The 23,165-nt window shown below is 68.4% G+C and carries 25 protein-coding genes; 15 read left to right on the top strand and 10 right to left on the bottom strand.

Annotated features, from left to right (window positions below):
• Positions 1-18: 18 nt before the first annotated feature.
• Genes uvrC through CQ039_RS06930 form a run of 3 tightly spaced genes read right to left on the bottom strand, consistent with a single transcriptional unit; the run spans position 19 to position 2,854 of the window.
• The gene (gene uvrC, locus CQ039_RS06940) at positions 19-1,908 is read right to left on the bottom strand and encodes an excinuclease ABC subunit UvrC (protein WP_105562696.1); all 1,890 of its coding nucleotides are present in this window, start codon (positions 1,906-1,908) and stop codon (positions 19-21) included.
• Between the two features lie 16 nt (positions 1,909-1,924).
• Positions 1,925-2,371 (bottom strand): DMT family transporter, encoded by a 447-nt coding sequence (locus CQ039_RS06935; protein WP_105562697.1) that lies wholly within the window; start codon positions 2,369-2,371, stop codon positions 1,925-1,927.
• 9 nt (positions 2,372-2,380) lie between these two features.
• The gene (locus tag CQ039_RS06930; protein WP_105562698.1) at positions 2,381-2,854 is read right to left on the bottom strand and encodes an NUDIX domain-containing protein; all 474 of its coding nucleotides are present in this window, start codon (positions 2,852-2,854) and stop codon (positions 2,381-2,383) included.
• Positions 2,855-3,008: 154 nt separating this feature from the next.
• Between CQ039_RS06930 and CQ039_RS06925 the strand changes: the two genes are divergently transcribed.
• The 7 genes from CQ039_RS06925 (at position 3,009) to CQ039_RS06895 (ending at position 6,344) form a co-directional block, all read left to right on the top strand.
• On the top strand, positions 3,009-3,410 hold the full coding sequence (locus CQ039_RS06925; RefSeq protein ID WP_105562699.1) for a dihydroneopterin aldolase: 402 nt from the start codon (positions 3,009-3,011) through the stop codon (positions 3,408-3,410).
• Positions 3,411-4,190, top strand: a complete 780-nt coding sequence (locus tag CQ039_RS06920; protein ID WP_233190157.1) for an SDR family oxidoreductase — start codon at positions 3,411-3,413, stop codon at positions 4,188-4,190.
• Between the two features lie 106 nt (positions 4,191-4,296).
• Positions 4,297-4,833, top strand: coding sequence for a 6-carboxytetrahydropterin synthase (locus CQ039_RS06915; protein ID WP_105562700.1), 537 nt, complete (start codon positions 4,297-4,299; stop codon positions 4,831-4,833).
• Complete coding sequence (folB, locus tag CQ039_RS06910) at positions 4,830-5,219, top strand: dihydroneopterin aldolase (protein WP_105562701.1); 390 nt, start codon at positions 4,830-4,832, stop codon at positions 5,217-5,219. Before CQ039_RS06915 ends, folB begins: the two co-directional genes overlap by 4 nt.
• A gap of 58 nt (positions 5,220-5,277) precedes the next feature.
• Complete coding sequence (locus CQ039_RS06905; protein ID WP_105562702.1) at positions 5,278-5,658, top strand: serine/threonine protein kinase; 381 nt, start codon at positions 5,278-5,280, stop codon at positions 5,656-5,658.
• 9 nt (positions 5,659-5,667) lie between these two features.
• On the top strand, positions 5,668-6,042 hold the full coding sequence (locus tag CQ039_RS06900) for a hypothetical protein (protein WP_105562703.1): 375 nt from the start codon (positions 5,668-5,670) through the stop codon (positions 6,040-6,042).
• Between the two features lie 14 nt (positions 6,043-6,056).
• A complete protein-coding gene (locus CQ039_RS06895) occupies positions 6,057-6,344 on the top strand; it encodes a GNAT family N-acetyltransferase (RefSeq protein ID WP_105562704.1) in 288 nt (95 codons plus the stop codon).
• A gap of 180 nt (positions 6,345-6,524) precedes the next feature.
• Here the strand turns inward: CQ039_RS06895 and CQ039_RS06890 are convergent, their stop codons facing one another.
• The 3 genes from CQ039_RS06890 to CQ039_RS06880 form a co-directional block, all read right to left on the bottom strand.
• Positions 6,525-6,854 carry a hypothetical protein gene (locus CQ039_RS06890; RefSeq protein ID WP_105562705.1) on the bottom strand — a complete coding sequence of 110 codons (330 nt, stop codon included), beginning with the start codon at positions 6,852-6,854 and terminating at the stop codon, positions 6,525-6,527.
• Between the two features lie 178 nt (positions 6,855-7,032).
• A complete protein-coding gene (gene uvrB / locus CQ039_RS06885) occupies positions 7,033-9,381 on the bottom strand; it encodes an excinuclease ABC subunit UvrB (RefSeq protein WP_233194641.1) in 2,349 nt (782 codons plus the stop codon).
• Positions 9,382-9,474: 93 nt separating this feature from the next.
• Positions 9,475-10,251: a CVNH domain-containing protein gene (locus CQ039_RS06880; RefSeq protein ID WP_105564718.1), complete on the bottom strand. Its 777-nt coding sequence runs from the start codon at positions 10,249-10,251 to the stop codon at positions 9,475-9,477.
• 164 nt (positions 10,252-10,415) lie between these two features.
• Between CQ039_RS06880 and CQ039_RS06875 the strand changes: the two genes are divergently transcribed.
• On the top strand, positions 10,416-11,681 hold the full coding sequence (locus CQ039_RS06875) for a dicarboxylate/amino acid:cation symporter (RefSeq protein WP_105564719.1): 1,266 nt from the start codon (positions 10,416-10,418) through the stop codon (positions 11,679-11,681).
• A gap of 65 nt (positions 11,682-11,746) precedes the next feature.
• The gene (locus CQ039_RS06870) at positions 11,747-13,342 is read left to right on the top strand and encodes a hypothetical protein (protein ID WP_105564720.1); all 1,596 of its coding nucleotides are present in this window, start codon (positions 11,747-11,749) and stop codon (positions 13,340-13,342) included.
• Here the strand turns inward: CQ039_RS06870 and CQ039_RS06865 are convergent.
• Complete coding sequence (locus CQ039_RS06865) at positions 13,305-13,967, bottom strand: hypothetical protein (protein WP_105564721.1); 663 nt, start codon at positions 13,965-13,967, stop codon at positions 13,305-13,307. The genes CQ039_RS06870 and CQ039_RS06865 overlap by 38 nt on opposite strands.
• A 40-nt stretch (positions 13,968-14,007) precedes the next feature.
• Positions 14,008-16,662: a M14 family metallopeptidase gene (locus tag CQ039_RS06860; RefSeq protein ID WP_105564722.1), complete on the bottom strand. Its 2,655-nt coding sequence runs from the start codon at positions 16,660-16,662 to the stop codon at positions 14,008-14,010.
• A 173-nt stretch (positions 16,663-16,835) separates the two neighbouring features.
• Here CQ039_RS06860 and CQ039_RS06855 point away from each other — a divergent pair, with 173 nt between their 5' ends.
• The 5 genes from CQ039_RS06855 to CQ039_RS06835 all read left to right on the top strand — a co-directional run bounded on the left by CQ039_RS06855 (position 16,836) and on the right by CQ039_RS06835 (position 20,332).
• Positions 16,836-17,135, top strand: a complete 300-nt coding sequence (locus CQ039_RS06855; protein ID WP_369831550.1) for a PadR family transcriptional regulator — start codon at positions 16,836-16,838, stop codon at positions 17,133-17,135.
• Positions 17,136-17,158: 23 nt separating this feature from the next.
• Entirely contained in the window at positions 17,159-18,289 is a 1,131-nt protein-coding gene (locus CQ039_RS06850) for a hypothetical protein (RefSeq protein ID WP_199183663.1), read from the top strand.
• Between the two features lie 67 nt (positions 18,290-18,356).
• Positions 18,357-19,463, top strand: coding sequence for a bifunctional transcriptional activator/DNA repair enzyme AdaA (locus CQ039_RS06845; RefSeq protein ID WP_105564724.1), 1,107 nt, complete (start codon positions 18,357-18,359; stop codon positions 19,461-19,463).
• Positions 19,444-19,995: a methylated-DNA--[protein]-cysteine S-methyltransferase gene (locus CQ039_RS06840; RefSeq protein ID WP_105564725.1), complete on the top strand. Its 552-nt coding sequence runs from the start codon at positions 19,444-19,446 to the stop codon at positions 19,993-19,995. The genes CQ039_RS06845 and CQ039_RS06840 overlap by 20 nt, the downstream gene beginning before the upstream one ends.
• A 31-nt stretch (positions 19,996-20,026) precedes the next feature.
• Positions 20,027-20,332 (top strand): hypothetical protein, encoded by a 306-nt coding sequence (locus tag CQ039_RS06835; RefSeq protein ID WP_105564726.1) that lies wholly within the window; start codon positions 20,027-20,029, stop codon positions 20,330-20,332.
• A gap of 13 nt (positions 20,333-20,345) precedes the next feature.
• On the opposite strand, the gene CQ039_RS06830 is transcribed toward CQ039_RS06835, so the two are convergent.
• Positions 20,346-21,038: a LamG domain-containing protein gene (locus CQ039_RS06830; protein WP_105564727.1), complete on the bottom strand. Its 693-nt coding sequence runs from the start codon at positions 21,036-21,038 to the stop codon at positions 20,346-20,348.
• 9 nt (positions 21,039-21,047) lie between these two features.
• A complete protein-coding gene (gene ilvA / locus CQ039_RS06825; RefSeq protein WP_105564728.1) occupies positions 21,048-22,604 on the bottom strand; it encodes a threonine ammonia-lyase, biosynthetic in 1,557 nt (518 codons plus the stop codon).
• Positions 22,605-22,777: 173 nt separating this feature from the next.
• Between ilvA and CQ039_RS06820 the strand changes: the two genes are divergently transcribed.
• Positions 22,778-23,113, top strand: a complete 336-nt coding sequence (locus CQ039_RS06820; RefSeq protein WP_105564729.1) for a GIY-YIG nuclease family protein — start codon at positions 22,778-22,780, stop codon at positions 23,111-23,113.
• Positions 23,114-23,165: the final 52 nt, after the last annotated feature.

The raw sequence follows: 23,165 nt of genomic DNA, 5'->3' as shown, positions 1-23,165 counted from the left end.
ACCGCAAATGCATGTGTTTCAGGACTTGTGGAAGAAGCCGTGGATGCGCTCGGCCAGGGCCTGGTTGACGCCGGGGACCTTGATCAGGTCGGCGACCGAGGCGCGCGACACCCCCTTGGCCGAGCCGAAGGCGTGCAGCAGGGCCTTCTTGCGCGAGGGGCCGACGCCTTCGATCTCGTCCAGCGGGTTCCTGGTGATGTCCATCGAGCGACGCTTGGCGTGGGCGCCGTTGGCGAAGCGGTGGGCCTCGTCGCGCAGTCGCTGGATGTAGTAGAGGGCCGGGCTCTTCATCGGCAGCATGAAGGGCGGCTTGCCGGGCATGAAGAAATGCTCCTTGCCCGCGTCCCGGTCCGGTCCCTTGGCCACGCCGACGGCGGTGATGTCGTCCACCCCCAGATCGGCCAGCACCGCCAGCACCTCGGCCAACTGGCCTGCGCCGCCGTCGATCAGCAGCAGGTCGGGGCGTTCGACGACCTCGCCGGCCTCCTCGTCCTTGACCATCTTGCCGAAGCGGCGGCGCATGACCTCGCGCATCATGCCGTAGTCGTCGCCGGGGGTCAGGTCGTCGCCCCGGATGTTGAACTTGCGGTACTGGTTCTTGCGGAAGCCCTCGGGCCCCGCGACGATCATGCCGCCGACCGCATTGGTCCCCTGGATGTGGGCGTTGTCATAGACCTCGATCCGCTCGGGCCGGGCGTCCAGACCGAAGGCCTCGCAGACCTCGTCGAGGATCTTGGAGGTGGCCGAGTTCTCGGCCAGCTTGCGGCCCAGGGCTTCGCGGGCGTTGGTCAGGGCGTATTCAACGACAGCGAGCTTCTCGCCTCGCTGCGGACGGGCGATCTCGACCTTGCGGCCCGACTTCAGGGTGAAGGCCTCTTGCAGCAGCTCCAACTCGTGCGGGCGGACGTTGGACAGGATCTGCCGCGGGATCGGCTTGTCCTCGTAGAACTGGGCCAGGAAAGCGCCGAGGATTTCGGGATCGGTGTCCGATTTGTCGATGCGGGGGAAGTAGGCGCGCCCGCCCCAGTTCTGACCCGCGCGATAGAAGAAGACCTGCACGCAGGCCTGACCGCCCTCCGAATGCAGGGCGAAGACATCGGCCTCGGCGTCGCCGACACCTTCGGCGTTCAGGCCCGATTCCATGGCGATGGCTGACAGGGCGCGGATGCGGTCGCGCACCCGCGCGGCGTGCTCGAACTCCATCTCGTCCGAGGCGGTCTGCATCTCTTGCGACAGGCGGGCGATGACGGCGCGCGACTTGCCGCGCAGGAAGGCCTCGGCCTCCTTCACCAGATCGCCGTAGTCCTCAAGGCTGATTAGGCCAGTGCAGGGGGCCGAGCAGCGCTTGATCTGATGCAGCATGCAGGGCCGGGTGCGGGTCTCATAGACGCTGTCCGAACAGGTGCGCAGCAGAAAGGCCTTCTGCAGGGTGTTCAGGGTCCGGTTGACCGCCCAGGTCGAGGCGAATGGGCCGAAATAGGCGCCGGGCGTGGTGTGGGCCCCGCGATGCTTTCTCACCTGGGGCGCGCGATGGTCGCGCCGGATCATGATTTCGGCGAAGGACTTGTCGTCCTTCAACAGGACGTTGAACCGCGGCTTCAGCCGCTTGATGTAGCCGGCCTCGAGGATCAGGGCCTCGGTCTCGGTGGTGGTGACCACCAGCTCCATCGACCGCGTCAGCGACACCATCAGGCCGATGCGCTGGGTGTGGAACCGCCCTTGCGCATACTGGACGATGCGCTTCTTCAGCGACTTGGCCTTGCCGACATAGAGGCAGTCGCCGTCCTCGCCGTACATGCGATAGACGCCCGGCTTGTCGGGGGCGCGGCGCGCCTCGTCGGCGATCAGGGCGGTGGCCTGAAGCGGCAGGTCCTCGGTCGCGGCAGTGTCTATCGTCTCGTCGGTCATCGGCGGGGATATAGGCTCAGGAACGGCGAACCAGAACCACGCCGCCGATCACCAGGGCGACCCCGGCGATGCGGCCCAGGCTCAAGGGCTGCTTCTCGACGCCCAGGGCGCCGAAATGGTCCAGCGCCAGGCTGAGCAGAAGTTGCCCCGCGATCATGACGGTGATGGTGGTGGCCACGCCCAGGCGCGGTACGCCCCAGGCGGCGGAGACCACGAAGGCGCAGCCGTAGAGCCCGCCCATCCAGGCCCACCAGGGCAGGGCCTTCATCGCGCCCACGTCGGGCCGTGTCTGCAGAGCGAGCGCCAGCAAGCCCAGCGCCATCGTGCCGACGGCGAAGGAGACGAAGGCGGCGTTCAGCGGCGAGCCGACCGCCGTGACCAGTCTGGCGTTGGTCGGTCCCTGCAAGGCGGTGGCGGCGCCGGCCATCAGCAAGGTCAGGAAGACGAGGATCGGAACCTGCATGGGCCGTCTCTACCAGTTCGGATCGGCGGGCGCGCCGCCGAAGATCTCGGCCAGCCGATCGCGGGTGGCGCGGGTCGCATCCTCGGGCAGAGAGTCGGGGGCGAACCAACCGATCTCGGCGATCTCGCCATGGCTGGTGCGCTCGGTCATGTCGAAGGCGTCGATGGCGAAGACCAGGACGTGATCGCCGGGAAAGAAGCGCTCGTTGGAATGGACCGAGATCAGACGCGGCTCGCTTCTGGCGATCAGGCCGGCCTCCTCGCGCAGTTCACGGACCACGGCGGCATGGGTCGTCTCGCCCTTGTCCACGCCGCCGCCGGGCAGCCACCAGCCGTGCAGATAGGTGTGCTTGACCAGCAGCACCCGACCCTCGGCGTCCGTCGCCACCCCGCGCACGCCCAGCGTCATGCCCCGGTTCATCCGCGACCAGGCGAAGAAGAGGGGCCGGGTGAAGGGCTCGATACAGGTGCGCCAGGTGGTCATCGGGCGACGATAGGCTGCGGCGGGGCGGCTTGAACAGTCGCGTCTCTGCCTCTATGCGAAGCTTTGAACAGGAGCCTTCCCATGCTGGCCATCGCCATCATCTTCGCCTTCATCGCCGTCATCGCCGCCGTGAACTTCTACGAGTTCGGCCGGATTGACTGAATCCGCTGCCGGAGCGGGCGGGTTCGACTGGCGCAACGCCGGGGACCATGTCCGCGTCCTGTTGTCGGATGTGGTGGTCGATGTGCGCATTGGCCTGCATCCGTGGGAGCGGCACCCCGAGCGCCCCACGCGGCTGATCGTCAATGTGGAGATGTTCGCCCGCTGGCCGCTGCCAGACGGGAGCTTCATCGATTACGATCGGGTGCGCGATCATATCGCCAGCTGGCGCGGGCGTGATCACGTCGAGCTGCTGGAAACCCTGGTCGAGGAACTGATCGGCGTCTGCTTCGCCTTGCCGCCGGTCGAGGCTTGCCGGGTGCGGATCACCAAGCCGGACATCTTCCCGGAAGCCGCCGGCGCGGGCGTGGAAATCTTCCGCCGCAGGCCGGGCTGAGTGACGGCCTCTGCGAACAAGGTGGTGTTGATCACCGGGGCTGCGCGGCGCGTCGGCGCCGGGCTCGCGCGGTCGCTGGCCGAGGCGGGTTGGGACGTGGCCGTCCACCATCGCGGCGGGGGCGAAGAGGCGGCGGCTCTTGTCGCCGACCTGAGTGGCTTCGGCGTGCGGGCGGCGGCCTTTCAAGCGGACCTCAATGACGCCAGCGAGCGCGACGGCCTGATCGACCGCGTCATCGGCCATTTCGGGCGCATCGACGCCCTGATCAACAACGCCTCCCTGTTTCGCTATGACACCTTGCCCACCCTGACCGAGGCGTCGTGGGGCGAGCATCTGGCGTCCAATCTGACCGCCCCGGTCTTCCTGATCCGCGACTTCGCCCGGGCCGTCGAGGCGGCGAGCGGGCAGGGCGTGGTGGTCAATATTCTGGATCACAAGGTCGATAGTCCGAACCCGGACTTCTTCGCCTATACGGCCGGCAAGGTCGGTCTGGCGGGGCTGACGCGGACCCTGGCCATGGGTCTGGCGCCCCGCATCCGGCTGTGCGGCGTCTCGCCTGGCCTGATCCTGCGCAGCGGCGAGCAGACCGAGGCCGAGTATGAAGCCGCCTGGCGCGATACGCCGCTGGGGCGCGGCGCCTCGCTGGAGGACGTGGCCCGCACCGTGCGCTTCATCCTCGAGACGCCCAGCCTGACTGGCCAGAACCTGACCATCGACGGGGGCGAGAGCCTGATCGGACGAGGCCGCGACGTGGCCTTTGACGGAATCCCCCTTCCCTGAGGTTGGCCCTGACCGCGCCTTTACTTCGCCGCCGTCAGGGTGTTGATGCGCGAACCCTTCGCGGCGCCTATATGGGGCGACTGCGTTTTCGGAACCCTTGCCCCTGATGCCTGCCGTCCAGTTCACCCGCCGCTTCTCGATGGCGCACCGGCTGATCGCCGATGCGGGGTCCAAGTGCGCCGTGCCGCATGGCCACAATGAGTTCGTCAAGGTGACGCTGGAGCCGACGGCCGAGATCGCATTCGGCCAGTCGAACCACGCCGCCTCGTTCGAGAACCTGAAGCGGCGCTGGCACGGTTTTGTCGACCGTAGCCTGGACCATGCCTTCCAGCTGAACCGCGCCGACCCCCTGCTGGACTGGTTCCAGAGCCATGAGCCGCAGCGGCTGAACCAGGTCCTGACCATCGACGGCGACCCCACGACCGAGGCCCTGGTCATCGCCCTGTGGCGCAAGCTGGAAGCCATCCTCGCCGCCGAGGGCCTGCCCTTCCGTCTGGCCGAACTGGCCATCGAGGAGACGCCGACCAATACCGTCCTGACGCGCGGTCTGACCGAGGCGGAGCGGGCGTGGAAGCTGGGCGACTGGTGCGATCGGGCCGATTTCAGCATCAACGATATCCTGCCGCCGGAGACCTGGTCGTGAGCGCCGTTGTTACGCCATTCACCGCGTCCGAGCCGCGTCGCCTGGGTCTGACCGTGCTGGTGCGCGGTCTGGAGGTTCAGGCCGCCATCGGCGTCCACGCCCACGAGCATGGCCGGTTGCAGCCCCTGTTCGTCGATGTCGAGCTGGACCTGGGCGCCGCCCCGATCCGCACCCTGTCCGATACCCTGGACTATGAGGGCGTGGCCCGCATCGCCCGCGATCTGGCGGGCGGCGAGCACGTGGCCCTGGTCGAGACCTTCGCCGAACGCATCGCCCTGGCCTGCCTGAACGATCCTCGCGTCCTGGCGGTCAAGGTGCGGGTGGAAAAGCCTGGCGCCATCCCCGGCGCGGCGGCGGCGGGCTGTGAAGTCGCCTATTCGCGCTGAGGCCAGTTGCGCGGGGCGATGCGTCCCGCCATTGTCCCGCCTCGTTCAAGAGGTTCCGATGGTCCAGTCCGGCGATTACAGCAGCAACAGCGCGGCCTCCTCCGATCAGGCTGGCGACCTGACCAGCCTCTATGTCGGCTACGCCCTGATCCTGTTCGCGGTGCCGACCTTTGGCGTGGCGGCGGCGATCGGCCTGCTGCGGATGTGGCGCAAGGCGCCGCCCGCTGATCCCTTGGCGCGCAGCCATTTCATCTTCCAGCAGCGGACCCTGTTCGCCGCCGTCGCCGCCATCATCGGCGGGGTGGTGCTGATCCTGATCAACGTCGGGGTCTTCGTCCTCTTCGTCATGGCGGTCTGGACCATCGTGCGCGGCGCCCTGGGTCTGAAGGACCTGCTGGAGGGCCGCGCCATCCGTCATCCCCTTCGTCTGTTCTACTAGAGGCCCGTCATGACCGATCAGATCTCCGAGGCGCGCGGCAATGGCCGGGACGGGGCCGTTCTGGCCTGGATTCTCTATATTTTGTCGATCCCCAGCGCCAACCTGCTCGTCCTGGTCGGCCTGGTCGTGGCCTATGCCTGCCGGGGCTCGGCGACGGGGCTGGCGGCCCAGCATATCGAGGCCCAGATCAAGCTGTTCTGGTCGGTCTTCTGGATCAGCATCGTGCTGTGGGGCCTGATCGCGGTCAGCGCCGTGGCCTCCATGCTGCTGATCGGCATTCCCTTCCTGATGCTGTTCGGCCTTCTTTTGTTGCTGGTGTCGATCTGGTTCACGGTGAAGAGCGTTCTGGGTCTGCTGGCCCTGCTCAACGATCGGCCGGCCTGATTTCAGGAGCCTCCATGTCCGCCTTCCGCGACCAGCCCGCCGACCGCCGCTTCCAGCAGGAGTTCGCTGACGTGGACGGGAAGGCGCATCCCGTCTGGGCCGAGTATGCGGTGCGCGGCCACGCCCGCGTCATCCTGCACGTCGAGGCCCACCCGGCTCTGCGCGGCACGGGCGCGGCGGGCCAGTTCATGCAGGCCATGGCCGAGCACGCGCGGGCCGAGAAGCTGACCCTGATCCCGCACTGCAGCTATGCCGTGGCGTGGTTGAAGCGACACGCCGAGTACGCAGACATTCTTGGTTAGGCCGCGGTCGTCGGCCCTTCGGGACCTCCCGACCCGACGCGGCCTGGCGCTTCGCGCGCGCCTGAACAGTGAGAGGCGACGCGCTCAAGCAGCGAGGCTCCGCGAGCCGAGCGATAGCGCCCTAAATCTGCGCTCAGGCAGCGAGCGACCGCGTCGCTCGCGATAGCGCCCTTCAAACCATCATGGATGGCTCTTGGCGATGATGGCCTTCATGGTTTCGGCCTTGGCGGGCAGGTCCTGGACCAGGCGGTGGGCCAGTTCGCGGGCGCCGACGGGATAGGCGTCGCCGCCGTCGGCGATCTCGCGCGCCATGTCGGCGGCCTTGAGCAAGACTTCTTCCAGCGCCTCGACCTGTTCGAGCGCCAGGGCGCGCGCCTCGGCCTGGAGGCGTTTGACGCGCTCGGCGGTGGTCTCGGGCGCGCGCATCAGGTCATAGACCTCGGCCTCTGGCGAAGAGACGACGCGCAGATTGGCGCGGGCCTCAGTGTCGGGGTTGCTCGATTTGGTCATCGCGTATCTCCGTAACGCACCATGCCGCATTTTCGCCGCAAGGTCGCAACCGATTTGCGGCCAAGCTTGCGGCAGGCGGCCCATGTTGCACCGACGCATCATGAATCGGGGATGAAGGGCGGCGCCTTGCCGCAGGCGACCGCCGCGTCGTGCTTGCGCTGGAAGGCGGCGGCCGCGCTTACCGCCCCTTTCTGAACGCCTCCGCCTTTTCGGCCGCGGCTTCGGCGCGCCAGCGTTTGGGGGCTGACTTGTCGACGGTTTCGTCGGCGCCGGTGAGGGCTTCGTTGGCGAATTCGAGGTCGAGGAGCTTCATCTTCTTGATGTCGTCGCGCAGGCGAGCGGCTTCCTCGAACTCGAGGTTGGCGGCGGCTTCGCGCATCCGGCCCTCCATGTCCTTGAGCGCGGCCTGGAAGTTGGAGCCGAGGAAGGGCTTGGCGGCTTCGGCGACGCCGGGGCGGGTCAACTGGTCGAGGTCGCGGGACTCGTAGGGGCTGTCGAGGATGTCCTTGATGTCGCGCTTGACGCTTTCGGGCGTGATGTCGTGTTCGAGGTTGTAGGCCTGCTGCTTGTCGCGGCGGCGGTTGGTCTCGGCGATGGCGCGCTCCATCGAGCCGGTCATCTTGTCGGCGTAGAGGATGACGCGGCCGTCGACGTTGCGGGCCGCGCGCCCGATGGTCTGGATCAGGGAGGTTTCCGAACGCAGGAAGCCCTCCTTGTCCGCATCCAGAATGGCGACCAGGCCGCACTCGGGGATGTCCAGGCCCTCGCGCAGCAGGTTGATGCCGATCAGGACGTCGAAGGCGCCGAGGCGCAGGTCGCGCAGGATCTCGATGCGTTCCAGCGTGTCGACGTCGGAGTGCATGTAGCGGACGCGCACCCCCTGTTCGTGCATGTATTCGGTCAGGTCCTCGGCCATCTTCTTGGTCAGGGTGGTGACCAGGGAGCGATAGCCGTTGCGGGAGGTGGCCTTGACCTCGTCGATGACGTCGTCGACCTGGTTACGGGTGGCGCCGGAGACGGGGCGGATCTCGACCGGGGGGTCGATCAGGCCGGTGGGGCGGATGACCTGTTCGACGAAGACGCCGCCGGTGCGCTCCATCTCCCAACTGCCGGGGGTGGCCGAAACGTGGACGGTCTGGGGCCGCATGGCGTCCCATTCCTCGAACTTCAGCGGGCGGTTGTCGATGGCCGACGGCAGGCGGAAGCCGTACTCGGCCAGGGTGGATTTGCGGCTGTAGTCGCCTTTGAACATGGCGCCGATCTGGCCGACAGTGACGTGGCTTTCGTCCACGAACAGCAGGGCGTTGTCGGGGATGTATTCGAAGAAGGTGGGCGGCGGCTCGCCCGGCGCGCGGCCGGTCAGCCAGCGGCTGTAGTTCTCGATGCCGGCGCAGGAGCCGGTGGCCTCCATCATCTCCAGATCGAAGCGGACGCGCTGTTCCAGCCGCTGGGCCTCCAGCAGCTTGCCGTTCTCGTTCATCCAGGCGAGCGTCTCCTTCAACTCGTCCTTGATGCCGGTGATGGCCTGGTTCAGCGAGGGGCGCGGGGTGACGTAGTGGCTGGCGGCGTAGACGGTGACCTCGTCCAGCTCGGCGGTCTTCTTGCCGGTCAGGGGGTCGAACTCCTGGATGGATTCCAGCTCGTCGCCGAACAGCTGGATGCGCCAGGCGCGGTCCTCCATGTGGACGGGGAAGATCTCCAGCACGTCGCCGCGCTTCCTGAACATGCCGCGCTCGAAATTCAGGTCGTTGCGCTTGTACTGCAGGGCGATCAGGTCGGCGCGCAGCTTGGCCTCGTCGATGGTGTCGCCGACCTTCAGGGTGAAGGTCATGGCGGTATAGGTCTCGACCGAGCCGATGCCGTAGATGCAGGAGACCGAGGCGACCACGATGACGTCGTCGCGCTCCAGGATCGCGCGGGTGGCCGCGTGGCGCATCCGGTCGATCTGCTCGTTAATCGAGCTGTCCTTCTCGATATAGGTGTCGGTGCGCGGGACGTAGGCCTCGGGCTGGTAGTAGTCGTAGTAGCTGACGAAATACTCGACCGCATTGTCGGGGAAGAAGGCCTTGAACTCGGAATAGAGCTGGGCGGCCAGGGTCTTGTTGTGGGCCAGGATCAGGGCCGGGCGCTGGGTCTGTTCGATGACCTTGGCCATGGTGAAGGTCTTGCCCGAGCCGGTGACGCCCAGCAGGACCTGATCGCGCTCGCCGGCCTCGGCCATGGCGGACAGTTCGGCTATGGCGGCGGGCTGATCCCCGGCGGGGGTGTATTTCGTCTCCAGACGGAAGCGGCCGCCCTTCTTCGTCCCCTCGCGCGAGGGGCGGTGGGGGACCCAGTCGTCGGGGGCGGCTGGCGGTTGTTCCGGCACCAGGCGCGGGCCGACGACGGGCGCGAACATGGGCTCTTTCGCCGCCTTGCCTCGCGCGCGCGGCGCGTCGTGGACGAAGGGGGCGGCCATCTCCTGCATCCCTGCGCTCTGGCCGGGCACATGGACGGGCTTGGACGGTTTCGAAGGAGAACGAGCCATGAACGTCAAGGTAGTGCGTGCAGGCTCGGGACGCCATAGGGCAGAGGGCGCTGGCGGTTTCGGGAGGCCCCGAGGAGCCTCCCGCCGCAGTCTCTATCGGATCGAGGAGATCCGGTTGCCCATGCCGATGCGGTTCAGGTCGCTGACCGACTGGCTGAGGGTGACGCAGCGCCCGCGATAACGGGAATCGACGCAGACCTCGGCCCGGCCGCTGACGATGCGGATCGAACGGATGTTGTCGTTGAAACCGGGGATGTTGCCCAGGTTGGCGATCGGGGTGCGGATGCGCAGTTGCCGCCCGCCGAAGTTGGCGCTGGTGTAGGCGATGGCCTCGAAGGCCCCGCCGCCGCCGCCGGGAGGCGGAACCGGGGGCACGGGGCCGGTGCTGCAGCGCAGATAGCCGTTGTCATTGCGGATGTCGCGGCCCCGGCAGCCATTGACGTCGAGGCTGGAGGAGACCGGGCGACCCTGCAGATTGGTGCACTGGGCGCGCAGGATGGCGCCGTTGAGGGTGATGCCCCGGCAGCTCTGCTGATAGCTGCCGGTGGGGATGGGCGGGGTTGGTGGGACAGGGCCGCCGCCGGAGTTGCAGCGCAGGTAGCCATTGTCGTTGGAAATGTCGCGACCGCGACAGCTGTTGGTGTCGATCGACGAGAAAACCGGCGCGCCCGAACTGTTGGGGCACTGGGCGCTGAGCATGTTGCCGTTCATGTTAATGCCGCGACAGCTTTGCTGGTAGCTGCCCGAGGGGGCGGAGGCGCTGGGCGGGCGAACGGGACTGGAGCGTTGCTGAGCGGAAGCGGAGGCGGAAGACAGGGCGGCGACGGCGCCGATCGCGCCGAGAAGGAACATGAAGCGCTGACGTGACATGGCAGGGCGTCCAGGTTGGCTGTGCCGGTTGCGGCGTAACGACGATATGACTCAATCCACGGTTGGGCTACTGGCTTTAATTCGGGGCCTCTCGGGGCGAAAAGGTTGAGGGGCGACGGCAAGTTCCGCTGGCGTGTTTCACCGGCGCTGATAGCGTCGCTGTTATGAAAACGGCGCGCTCCTTTCTGACCTCTCTCAGCACCATGGTGCTGCTGTCTCTGGTGCTGGGCCTGCTGGCCGGGGCGGCGGCGCAGAAGTGGGGCCTGCCGGGCGGTCACGCCACGGCCGACTTCATCCAGGCCCTGGGCCAGTTGTGGCTCAACGCCCTGCGCATGACCATCATCCCCCTGGTGTTCAGCCTGCTGGTGACGGGCATCGCCTCGATCGCGGATGCGGCGCGGACCGGGCGTCTGGCGATGCGGGCCGTGGCCTGGTTTGGCGGGCTGATCGTCTTTGCAACCCTCTATGCGGTGGGCGCGGCCTATGGCCTGCACGCCCTGTGGCCGATCGATCCCGAGGGCGCGCGTCTGCTGCTGGCCATCAAGCCCGAGGGCGCCGAAGGCCTGAGCGCCGGGGCGCCCTTCAGCGAGTTTCTGAAAACCATCGCCCCGGCCAACCCGATCCGCGCCGCCGCCGAGGACGCCATCCTGGGCATGGTGGTCTTCGCCGTCTTCTTCGGCTTTGCCGCCTCTGGCCTGCCCGAGCGGCTGCGGCTGCCGCTGATCACCTTCTTCGAGGCGGTGGGCGAGACCATGATCACCATCGTCCGCTGGGTGCTGCTGGCGGCGCCGCTTGGGGTCTTCGCCCTGTCGATCGGGGTGGGGCTTATGGCGGGGGCCAGCGCGGCGGGTGTCCTGCTGCACTATGTGGCCCTGATCTCCATCGCCTGCATCGGCATCGGTCTGATCTTCTATCCCCTGGCGGTGATCTTCGGCCGGGTCAGCTTGAGCCGGTTCGCGCGGGCGGCGGCGCCGGCCCAGGTGGTGGCCTTCTCGACCCAGTCGTCCCTGGCCAGCCTGCCGGTCATGGTCGAGCGATCGGTGGATATGCTGGGCGTCAAGCGGGCCACGGCGGGCCTGGTCCTGCCGCTGGCGGTGGCGGTGTTCCGCATCACCAGCCCGGTCGCCAACCTGGGCGTGGCCATCTACTGCGCCCACCTGTTCGGCATCGAGCCGTCGATGGGCCAGTTGTTCGCCGCCATGCTGACGGCGGTGCTGATCTCGATCGGCACCGTGGGCCTGCCCGGTCAGGCCAGCTTCTTCGCCTCCATCGCCCCCATCTGCATCGCCATGGGCGTGCCGCTGGAAATGTTGCCCCTGCTGCTGGCGGTCGAGGTCATCCCCGACATCTTCCGCACCCTGGGCAATGTCACCGCCGACATGGCCGTGACACGGATGGTCCAGGGCGGCGAGGCGGTCGAGACTGACTGAACGGCGGTTGACGAGGCGGGCGCAACGCGGCCAAGCTTCCCTCGGGGCGTCGGAGGGAAGGCAAGATGAGCAAGAGACTGGCGGGCGCCCTGGCGGCCCTGACGATGGCCTGCGCCGTATCCGCGCCGGTGCAGGCGCAACAGGCGGCGACCATAGAGGCCCGCTCCGCGCCGGGCGGCGTGATCGTGACCTGGCGGCTGGTCGAACCGACGACGCGGGCGGCCTTCCTGGCGAGCAGCGTCATCCGCGATACCTGGACGGTGGCGACGCCGGGCCTGACGCTGAAGGACGGCGTGGTCGAGAGCGAGGCGCCGTTTCAGACATTCGACATCCGGATCACGCCTGACGTCGCCGAGGTGGACCGTATCTACATGGGTCTGTCGAAGGCGGGGGAAGGGCACGTCCTCTATGGTCCCGGGCTGGAACTGCAGGGCATGGACGCCGACCTGACGGCGCGGCTCGCTGCGGGCGAAGTCGCCGTGCCGACGAGCGAGGCGGTGAAGGGCTATCTCTATCTAGGGCCGCAGGAGGCGCTGATGCGCCGCGACGGGGCGGCGGTGGTGACCAGCGCCTCGGCGCCGCCGGCCCTGACGGAGTTGCTGCGCGACGGCTTCTTCGCCGCCCAGAAATTCTACGGCGCCCGGCTGGGTCATGTCCTGACGAACGAGCCGACGCTCATCATCTCGACCGACAGTCCGGGGCCGACAGGGTTTCGCGGGGACGTGACGGATACAGGGCTTATTTCATTGCGGTTCCATGGCGAGATGTGGGCCTCGCCGCCGCCGGATGTGGCCGTGCCGCTGGGCACCTTCGTCTGGCACGAGGTTCTACACCTGTGGAACGGCAACGGCATGAAGATGAAGGACAGTGGTTCGGCCCCCTGGCTGCACGAAGGCATGGCCGAATATGGGGCTTTGGTCGCCGCCGCCTCGACCGGCGTGATCGATGAGGGGCAGGCGCGCGGGGCGCTGGCGAAAAGGCTGAACGGGTGCCGGGAGGCCCTGGGCGACGCCGACTATGATGCGCGGAAGCTGGCGGCGGGCTCAGCCATCTACAACTGCGGCGTCGTGGTCCAGTGGATCGCCGATCTGGAGGCGCGGCGGGCTTCTGGCGGGGCGGGCGATGTGTTCGATCTCTGGAGGACCATGCTCGACGCCGGTCGGGCCGGCGACGGCTACGGCGTGGCCGACTTTCGCGCCCTGATGCAGCCTGACAGTGCGGTCGCCGTCTTGATGGACGGGCCGGGCGCGGCGCGTTGGAGCGGGATAGAGGCGCGGCTGGCGGCCCTGGGGGTGGCGCTGGAGAACGGGCCGGATGCGGACCAGTATCGCGTGGCGGCGCTGTTTCATCTGAATGGCGAGAACTGCGCCGAAGGCGCCAACGGTTTCTACATGACCGAGCAGGGGGTCAAGCTGGACACGGGCGACAAGTGCGGCGTGCTGTCGGGCGATCCCTTGCTGGTTGCTGTCGAAGACCTTGATCCGGCGAGCGAGGCCTCGGCCATGTTCTTTGCGGTTCAGGCGCGTTGCGCGGCGTCGCAGCCGGTGCGCTATCGCACGCAGGACGCAAAGCTGATCGAGGCGAAGTGCGCGACGCCCCTAGACGCGCCGAAGGCCTGGGCCGTTACGGCTGCGCCGCCGCTGGCGACGCGGGCGACGTGAGGCGGGCGAAGCGGTAGCGGGTCACGGACCGGTCGACGAAGGTCCAGGGCAGGAGGCCGATCTGGCGGCGCTCGGTCCACAGGTCCAGGATCAGGGCCTCGGGCGTTGCGGCCAGGACGCCGACGTGGCTGTGGGCTGTGTAACTCTCATATTGGGTGCGCACGCTTTCGGTCGCGATCCACAGCTTGCCGCGCGCACAGCCGTTGGTGCGCGACAGAAGGTCGGCGGCGTAGGGGACTTCGTTCGGTTCAGGGTCGGCGGCGCCGTTCAACAGGGGCAGGCGGCCCGCAGCGGTCACGCCCTGGCCGTTGACCGTCTCGATCCGCCAGGCTGCGTCCTGCCGCGACAGGGCGACGGCTGACGGCGGGGCGTCGCGCCAGATTTCCGGCGCCTGGGACAGGTCGCGCACCGCCAGCGGACGAGCCAGCAGGGCGTTCAGGTCGGGGTCTGCAACGGGCTTGCCCCGGCGGTTGAGGATCTCGCCCTGTGCGCGATAGGCGCCGCTCAGGTCCGGGCACTGGCTCAGATCGGAAGGCGTGTTCCGAACCGGCAGGCCGCCGACCGTGGTGGTGCAGGCGCCGAGCGTCAGGCTGGCGAGGCAGAGGGCGGCGAGGCGGATCATCATGCTGAATCCTAGCCCTCGCCGCCGCGCATGAACACCGCCTCTAGCGCGCCTCGCCGTTGCCGCCCGAAGCGTGGGCCGGGCCGCGGAAGACGGCGTTGAGGAACAGCGGCTTCAGCCCCTCCAGGAAGGCGCGCATGGTGACGTCCTGGGTGAAGGCGACGACCTGGCCGCGCCCGACCTCGGACGCCATGGCGACCGGCTTGTAGGCCAGCTGGCGACGGTTCTCGGCCCACAGTTGTCCTGAGGCCAGCACGCTGTCGGGGCCGGCCAGGCGCACCACATTGGTCCCCTGTTCGCGGGTCAGGGGCGTGTAGATGTCCGAGCCGCGCACCATGACGCTGAGTTCGCGCGCCACGCCTGCGCCCAGCCAGTGCTCCTGATCCACGACGGCGTGGGCCAGAACCCCGGCCACGGAATCGGGCGAACCGTGGTGGTTGGTGCGGTCCAGGTAGTCGGCCTCTGAAGGAATTTCCGTGCCAGGGGTCGTGGCGCTCGAGCCTTCTTCGGTCTTGTCGCCCTCTGGAACGACGGCGGTTTCGCGACGGCTGTCCAGCAGCTTGGCGTCGGGGTCGGTCAACAGGCGGCTGGCCGAGCCGACGCCGATCAGGACGCCGCCGGACTGGACCCAGGCCCGCAGGTTGGCGACGCCGTCCTCGCCCAGAATCTTCTCATAGTTTCCACCCGACGGCAGGATCAGCACCTGATAGCGCGACAGGTCGGCCGAGCCGAGGCGGCGGGTGCGGACCGCCGTGACCGGCCAGCCGTATTCCCGCTCCAGAATGTGGCGGATCGAGCCGGCGGACTCCGCGTCGGTCGGGTCGTCCCAGGCCATGGCCACGCGTGGCGCCGTGATGGCGGTGGCCTTGTCCGAGCCGACGCTGGGGCCGCTGGACACCCAGGAGGTGGCCAGGGCCGTGACCTCGGCGCCGCTGGCGGCGGCGATGCGGCGCACGCGCGCGTCCAGATCAGCCGGCGACCCGGCGCGCGGCACGATGAAGGCGCCGCCCGCATAGGCCTTGCCGTCCAGGGTGAAGGGGGCCTCGATTGAGCGAACCGGCAGTTTCTCCATCAGCGCGGCGGTCAGGAAGCGCATCCCCGCCGTGCCCGGATTGATCGCATAGCCGTAGGTCGCGTCCGACCCGGCGATGGCGATCGGGCGCACCAGGTCGGGGCCGACCGCCGTGGTCTGGACCGCCGGCGCGCCTGCACACTTCTGGCTGGGCACGTTGAACAGAAGGGGCAGGGACCAGCCGGTCAGGTCATAGATCTCGTCGCCCAGACCCCGAGCGCGGCGGGCCTCCTGTTCGGCCAGGAACCTGGGGTCCAGCGGCACGTCCCGAGCCAGCAGGGTCTCGGCCATGCGGCGCTGGGGCTGGGACAGGTTCACGACATAGTCGCCGGGACGATAGGTCTGACCGCAGGCTGAGAAGGCGGCCGTAGCGCGCCCGACCTCGATGCCGGAGCGCACCAACAGGCCGGCCAGCTTGTCAGCGGCGGCCGGGTCGGCGGCGCCCGCGCGCGCGATGACATAGGCGCCGCGGCCGCCCGCCACGCCGTCGCGGTGGAAGGCGTAGAAGTCGTTCAGCAGCTTTTCGCGATCCCGCGCCGCCGTCTCTATGGTCGACAAGGTGGCGGTCAGGTGGCCCTTGACCGTATCGGCGTAGGTCAGGATTTCGCCCGACGAGCGCCGGGCCATGAGACCGCGCGCCGAACCCTGCTCATAGGTCATGGAGACCGCGCCGAGGTAGGCGGGCCATCCGTCGCCATAGCCGGGATAGAAGGCGTCAAAGGTTTCGCGCGTGAAATAGTCCAGCCCCGCCTGGTCGAACCGCGCGCCGTTGTTGCGGCCGAAGCGCTCGCGGGCGTCGAGAATGGGCGGATAGATCCACGGGTTCAGCGGTTGGGCTTCTGGGGGGAAGAAGAAGCTGGAGTCCGTGCCCATCTCGTGGGAATCGACCACTACCTGGGGGCGCCAGTCGCGGATCAGGGCGGCGTGGCCCTGGGTCTCCGGCTGGGACTGGATGAACCAGTCGCGGTTCAGGTCGAACAGGTTGTGGTTGAAGCGGCCGGACGGCCAGGGCTCGGAGCGTTCGGCGGACAGGGCGTCGGGGTTGGCTTGCAGGCCGAGTCCGGCCTCGAAGCCGTTGATGAACCGCTCGCGCCCATCTGGGTTCTGGGTCGGAACGAAGACGACCACGGCGTTCTGCATCCAGCCCTGGGCCTCGGCGTCAGAGGCGTCCGTCAGGCGGCGCGCGGCGGCCATGGCGGCGTCGGCGGGGCTGATCTCGTTGCCGTGCACCGAGTAGGCCATCCAGACGATGACCGGGGTGTCGTTGATGAGGGTGCGGGCCTGTTCCGGGGAGGTGCGGCGCGGATCGCCGAGCGCCTGCGTGGCGGCCTTGATCGCATCCAGCCGGGCGATGTTGGCGGGCGAGCCGACGGCGGCCCAGAACAGGGGACGACCTTCCCAGGTCGTGGCGTAGTCGCCCATGACCATGCGATCAGGGGCGGCGGCGCGCAGGGCCTCGAAATAGCGACGCACCTCGGCGGCGCGGGTAATGCGCGTGCCTGGTGCATGGCCCAGGACGGCGTCCTGGGTCGGCGGCGTCTGTTGGGCCAGAACGGGCGTGGCGGCTGCGGCCAGAACCAGGCTGAGCGCGAGCAACGGACGCGCGGCGATACGACGACGTGACATGAAAGCTTCCCCCTACTGGCGACCAGCTTAACCGTCGTTTCGCGCGGAAGGGAAGGCGGGGCGACAAGTCGGGTCGTTGACAGTCTCATACAGTATGTCGCATACACTGTGTGTCACACACTATGTGGCGGCAGGTGAGGTGGTCCCGCGTGGACAAGGATCTGTTCGAGACGATGCGGCTGGAACTGCGGCGCGGGTCGCTGGTGCTGGCGGTGCTCGCCTGCCTGCGGACCGAACGCTACGGCTACACCCTGCGTCAGGCCCTGGCGGCGGACGGGTTGGAGATGGAGGAATCCACTCTCTATCCGCTGCTGCGGCGGCTGGAGGGGCAGGGGCTGCTGACCAGCGAATGGCGAGAGGAAGAGAAGCGCAAGAAGCGTTTCTATGTCCTGTCGCCGCAGGGCGAGGCTCTGCTGGCCGCCCTGACCGAGGAATGGCGCGGCATCAACGCCTCGCTGGATCGAATGCTGTGAACTCTCGGGGGAGGGAGACCAAAATGGACGTGATCGAACGCTATCTGGAGGCCGTGGCGGCCCAGCTGTCGGTGGAAGACCGCGAGGACATCGTCGCCGAGCTGCGCGACCTGATCCTGAGCCGCGTCGAGGCGCGCGAGGAGGAACTGGAGCGGGCCCTGACCGACGACGAAAAGGAGGTCATCCTGCACGAGATCGGCCATCCGCTGGTCGTCGCCGCCCGCTATCGCAAGGGCCCGGACAGTCTCATTGGACCCGAGTTGTTTCCCTATTGGCTGTTCGGGGCCAAGGCGGGGTTGATCGTCATTGCGGCGGTGCAGGCGCTGGGGCTGCTGGTCCATGTGCTGGGCGACCCGGTCAATTTCGGCCAGTCGATTAGTCAGGCCTTCCACGGCTTCTTCTCCGGGGCGCTGACCCTGCTGGGGGCGCTTACGCTCGCCGGCGCCATCATGGAGCACTACGACATCAAGCCGACCTGGCTGACGAAATGGCGGGTGCGCGACCTGTCGGCCTTTGGTCTGGCCGATCCGGCCAAGTGGGGCGCGTCGATAAGCGGAAGTGAAAAGGCGAAGGCGGAGTGGCTGCCCAAGGGCGCGAAGGTCTGGGGCCTGCGCGCGGAGACATCGCGCGTGGCCGAGGTCTTGTGGTCCATCGTCTTCAGCGGGATCTTCCTGCTGTGGTGGATGGGGGTGATCCGGTTCGACGGACTGAGCCAGTTCACGCTTCGCAGCGGCGAGGTGGCGGTGGCTGCGGCGCCCATCTGGTCCGCCCTCTATGGCGCCATCCTGGCCTGGGTGGTTTCGGGGCTGGCGGTGGACGCGGTGGCCCTGGCGCGCGGCGGCGCCGACCGCGTGACCTGGGCCTTGCGAATCCCTCTGGCGGGCGCGGCCATCTGGATCGCCTGGCGGCTGTTCGACGCCGGCTGGTGGTTCACCCTGACCCAGGGCGAGCAGGTCGCCCGCGTCGTGGGCGGCCCGGCCAACAGGATCGGCACGGAGTTGCTGCGGACGCTACGCCTGGAAGGGCGAGGTCTGGAGGAGACGGCCGTGACCCTGGGTTCAGTCCTGAGCTGGGTGCTGGTGATCGCCATGATCGGCTATGGCTTCAGCATTGTGCAGAACCTCTGGCGGATCGTGACCGTGCGCGACCGCTGAAACTGCCCGGCGCCGTCATGTCCGAAAACCGCGAGACAGGGCGGCGTCGAAGGATCATGTTGCGGGCATGGAAAACGCCCGCGACAGTCTGGATCAGGAGGCCTGCTACCGGGCGGTCCTGACGCGCGACCCGCGCTTCGACGGGCGGTTCTTCACCTGCGTGAAGACGACGGGGATCTATTGCCGCCCGGTCTGTCCGGCAAGAACGCCCAAGCGCGAGAACATGAGCTTCGTCGCCTCGGCGGCGGCGGCGGAGGAGGCGGGGTTTCGCGCCTGTTTGCGCTGTCGGCCGGAAACCGCGCCCGACATGGGCGCGTGGCGCGGCACGTCCAATACGGTGAGCCGGGCTCTGGGCCTGATCGAGGCGGGGGCGCTCGATGAAGGGGATGTCGACGCCCTGGCCGCGCGGCTGGGGGTGGGCGAGCGGCACCTGCGCCGCCTGTTCCGACAGCATCTGGGCGCGGCCCCGGTCAGCGTGGCCCAGACGCGGCGCGTTCTGCTGGCCAAGGCCCTGATCCACCAGACCGACCTGGCCATGGCCGAGGTGGCCCTGGCGTCCGGGTTTGGCAGCGTGCGGCGCTTCAACGAGACGTTTCAGGGCCTCTATGGACGCCCGCCCTCGGCGTTGCGGCGTCGGGCGGAGAAGCCGGGCGACGGCGGCGTGCGTCTCAGCCTGCCTTATCGGGCGCCCTATGAGATCGAGGCCATGCTGGCGGCCCTGACCGCGCGTGGCGAGACGGTTGTGGGCGGCGTCTGGCGGCGCGATTTGACGGCGGATGTGGACGGCGCGACGGGCGAAGTCTCGGCCCGGTTCGAGGCGGGGAACCGACTGTCGGTCAGCGTCGCAGTCTCGGACCTCAAGGCCCTGCCGGGCGTGCTGGCGCGGGTGCGGCGGGTGTTCGACCTGTCGGCGGACCCCGAGGCGATCCAGCGTGATCTGTCGGCGGATGGTCTGCTGGCGCCCCTGGTGCGCGCGCGGCCCGGTCTGCGCCTGCCCGGCGACTGGATCGATGAGGCGGCCGACATGGCCAGCGACCGATTGGATGACGAAAGGCTCGCGGTTCGAGCCGAGCAATGGCGGCCCTGGCGGGCCTATGGCGCGCTGCACCTGCGCGAAGCGGGGATCGACAGCGCCGCACTGATGGAGATGGACGATGAAAAAGACGCAGCCTGAAGCCTTTACGCTGGATCGCATCGCCTCGCCGGTGGGCGAGGTCCTGCTGGTCACTGACGCGGAGGGCGCGGTGCGGGCCTTCGACTTCGTGGATTACGAGGCGCGGATGCAAAAGCTGCTGGCCCGCCACTATGGCGAGGTCGTGCTGACTGCGGGCCGGGCGCCCGAGGCGGTGCGGGCGGCGGTCGCGGCCTATTTCGGCGGCGACGCCACGGCGCTGGACGGCATTGCGGTCAAGACCGGCGGCACCGACTTCCAGCGGTTGGTCTGGGCGGCCCTGCGCACCATTCCGGCGGGCGAGACCTGGAGCTATGGCCAACTGGCCTCGGCCATCGGCAAGCCCAGCGCCGTGCGCGCCGTGGGCCTGGCCAACGGGGCCAATCCGATCGGCGTCATCGTGCCCTGCCATCGCGTCGTCGGCGCCAATGGAACCCTGACTGGCTATGCCGGCGGGCTGGAGCGCAAGCGCTGGCTGCTGGCCCACGAAAAGGCCCAGTTGGGAGCGGCGCAGGGCGCCTTCGCTCTGCGTTGACATTCGGCGAGGCGCCTATTCTGATCGGCGGATGATGACGTCTCGGGGCAAGGCCCTTGTCGACTCCCTTTGGTACGTTATCCCTCTGGCGATCACCGTCCTGGTGAACGCCGTGGTGCGCCCGTTCATGGCGTCTGAACTCAATGGCGAGGTGGTGCGAAAAGGCGCCAGCGTCAGGGGATCAGACACCTATTGGGTGTTCGACGCTGTCACCCGGTCAGAACATCCGTGGCAGACGCGCTTTCTGGAAACATCAGACGGGGCGCTGGCCCTGGTCACCCTGGCCGTCATAGCCGTCCTGTTCGTCTGGCGCAGCTTCGGCCGGAAGGGGCGTTAGGCCGCGTCCGGCCCTATCTGAGCGGCGAGGTGAACTGGTCCGGGGCCAGGGCGCGGGGGGTGAAGCGGGCTTCGCGGACGGCGCCGTTGAAGTAGTTGACGCGGTTGATGCGCGTGCCGACCGAGGACCGGCCGGGGCCTTGCGGCCTGAAGGCGATTTCCGCCTCGGCCTGCAGCACGCCGTTGACGAAGGCGCGATAGGTGGTCCCGTCGAAGGTCTGGGCGACGTGGGCCCACTGGCCGAGGGGGTGCAGCCGGGTCGGTTCGATCAGGGGCTTGTTGTAGCCCTCGCCCTTGGTGAAGGCGTCCAGATACCAGCCGCCCTCGACCACGCGGATCTCAAACATGATGCGGGTGCCGGGGCCGCCCGGCGCCTCGTCCGACTGCAGGTGGAACCAGCGCTGCTCGAAGGGGCCGCCATCGGGGCGGAAGACGGCCTCGAAGGTAAAGGTCGCGGCGCCCGCCAGCGGATGCCTGTCGATGAACAGGGCGTCGTCCACGCCGTCGAACTGCACCGCCGGGCCAAAGGGGCTGGCGATGATCTGCGGCGCGCCTTCGACGTGGGTGACCTCTCCGCCGATGGCTGACAGACGGTCGAAGGTCCAGACGGTCTGGTCGGCAGGCGCGGCGGCGGGCAGGGAGGCGCAGGCGGCGAGCGGCGCGAGCGCCAGCGGAGCGGCCAGGACGGCGCGGCGGTTCAGTTTCATGCGGTGTCCCTAGGCGGCGCCGTCGAGGAAGAGGCGGCAGGCCGGATTGTCGGTCTCGTCGACATAGGGATAGCCGAGGGCGTCCAGCGCGGTCCACAGGGCGGCGACCTGATCCGGGGCGACGCTGATCCCGGCCAGCACCCGGCCGACGTCGTCGCCGTGGTTGCGATAGTGGAACAGGGTCAGGGCCCAGGCAGGCTGCAGGCTGTTGAGGAAGCGCAGGAAGGCGCCGGGCCGTTCGGGGAACTCGAACCGCAGCAGCCGCTCGTGCGGCAGGCCGATGGTGCGCCCGCCGACCATGTAGCGGACGTGCAGTTTGGCGGTTTCATTGTCGCTCATGTCCTCGACGGCGTAGCCGTCCGAGCGGAGGCGTTCGATTAGCGTCTCCTTTTCTTGCCCTATCGCCTCGCGCGCGGCGTTCGGCTGCTTGAGGGCGCCGCCGCCCTTCAGCGAGACGCCGACGAAGATCTGGGCCGTGCCGTCGCCGGACCAGCGATAGTTGAACTCGGTCACCGAGCGGCCGTCGAGGCTTTGCAGGAAACGGTGATAGTCGTCGCGGCGGTCGGGCATGGCCACGGCCAGCAGGGCCTCGGCGCCCTCGCCGATCTCGGCGCGCTCGGCCACATGGCGCAGGCGGTCGAAGTTGACGTTGGCCCCCGAATTGATCGCCACCAGGGCGCCCACGCCGGGATGACGCGCCGCCCAGACCTTCATGCCCGCCAGGGCCACGGCGCCCGAGGGCTCGGCCACGGCGCGGACGTCGTCGAAGATGTCCTTCACCGCCGCGCAGATGGCGTCGGTGTCGACCAGGACGATGTCGTCCAGCAGGTCGCGGCACAGGCGGAAGGTCTCGTCCCCGGCCCGGCGCACCGCCACCCCGTCGGCGAACAGGCCGACCTGATCCAGGGTCACCACATGGCCGGCGGCGATGGCGCTCTTCATCGTCGGGGCGTCGGCGGGCTCGACGCCGATGATCTTCGTCTCGGGGCGCAGGAAACGGACGATGGCCGCCACCCCCGCCGCCAGGCCGCCGCCGCCGATGGGGACGAAGACGGCGTCGATCGGGTCGGGGTGCTGACGCAGGATCTCCAGCCCGACCGTGCCTTGGCCTGCGATGACGTCGGGGTCGTCGAAGGGGTGGACGAAGGCGGCGCCGGTTTCCTGTTCCAGAGCGCGGGCGTGGGCGTAGGCGTCGTCGAAGCTGTCGCCGTGCAGGACGACGTTGCCGCCGAGCGCCTTGACCGCCGCCACCTTGATGCCCGGCGTCGTGGTCGGCATGACGATGGTCGAGGCCGCGCCGCGCCTCGCCGCCGCCAGGGCCACGCCCTGGGCGTGATTGCCCGCCGAGGCGCAGATGACGCCGCGCGCCAACTCGGCCTCGGTCAGGTTGGCGATGCGGTTGTAGGCGCCGCGAATCTTGAACGAGAAGACCGGCTGCAGGTCCTCGCGCTTCAGCAGGGCGGCGCGGTCCAGCCGCGCCGACAGCCGCTTCAGCGGGTCCAGAGGGGTTTCCTCGGCCACGTCATAGACGCGGGCGGTCAGGATGCGGCGGACGGTGTCTTGCACGAAAAACTCGAAACAGCGCGGCAGGGAGGATCAATCGTCCTTTCGTCTAGGCCAGAAGTTGCGTGCGGGGGAAGGCTCTTGCGCTTGGCGGGCGGCGGATTGTTGGAGGCGCATATATTTACCCGGGTAATAACTTCTGTTATTTGATCCGGGTAAAACAAAGGGAGGCGTCCATGACGTCCGCAGACCGCAAGGCGCTCATCAACGACTACAAGGACCGCGAAACCATCGCCGGGGTGTTCGCCGTCATCTGCTCCGCCACCGGCCGCGCCTGGGTGGGCCAGAGCCGCCACATCGACACCCAGCAGAACGGCCTGTGGTTCGCGCTGAAGATGGGCGGCAGCCCCTTCCGGTCGCTGCAGGCCGAGTGGACCGCCCACGGCGCCGACAGCTTCCGCTTCGAGCAACTGGACCGCCTGTCGCTCGACCTGTCCGACATGGCCCGCAAGGATGAGCTGAAAAAGCGCGCCGCTCTGTGGGCGGCGCGGCTGGAGGCTGAGGCGCTTTAAAGGTCTGCGCTTGCCATGTAACCCATAGGTGATATGTAACCTGTAGGTGTCA

The sequence above is a fragment of the Brevundimonas sp. MYb52 genome (assembly GCF_002979535.1).
Taxonomy (GTDB): Bacteria; Pseudomonadota; Alphaproteobacteria; order Caulobacterales; family Caulobacteraceae; genus Brevundimonas.
Note: the sequence above shows the minus strand (reverse complement) of the source record. Positions and strands in the feature narration are given on the sequence as shown.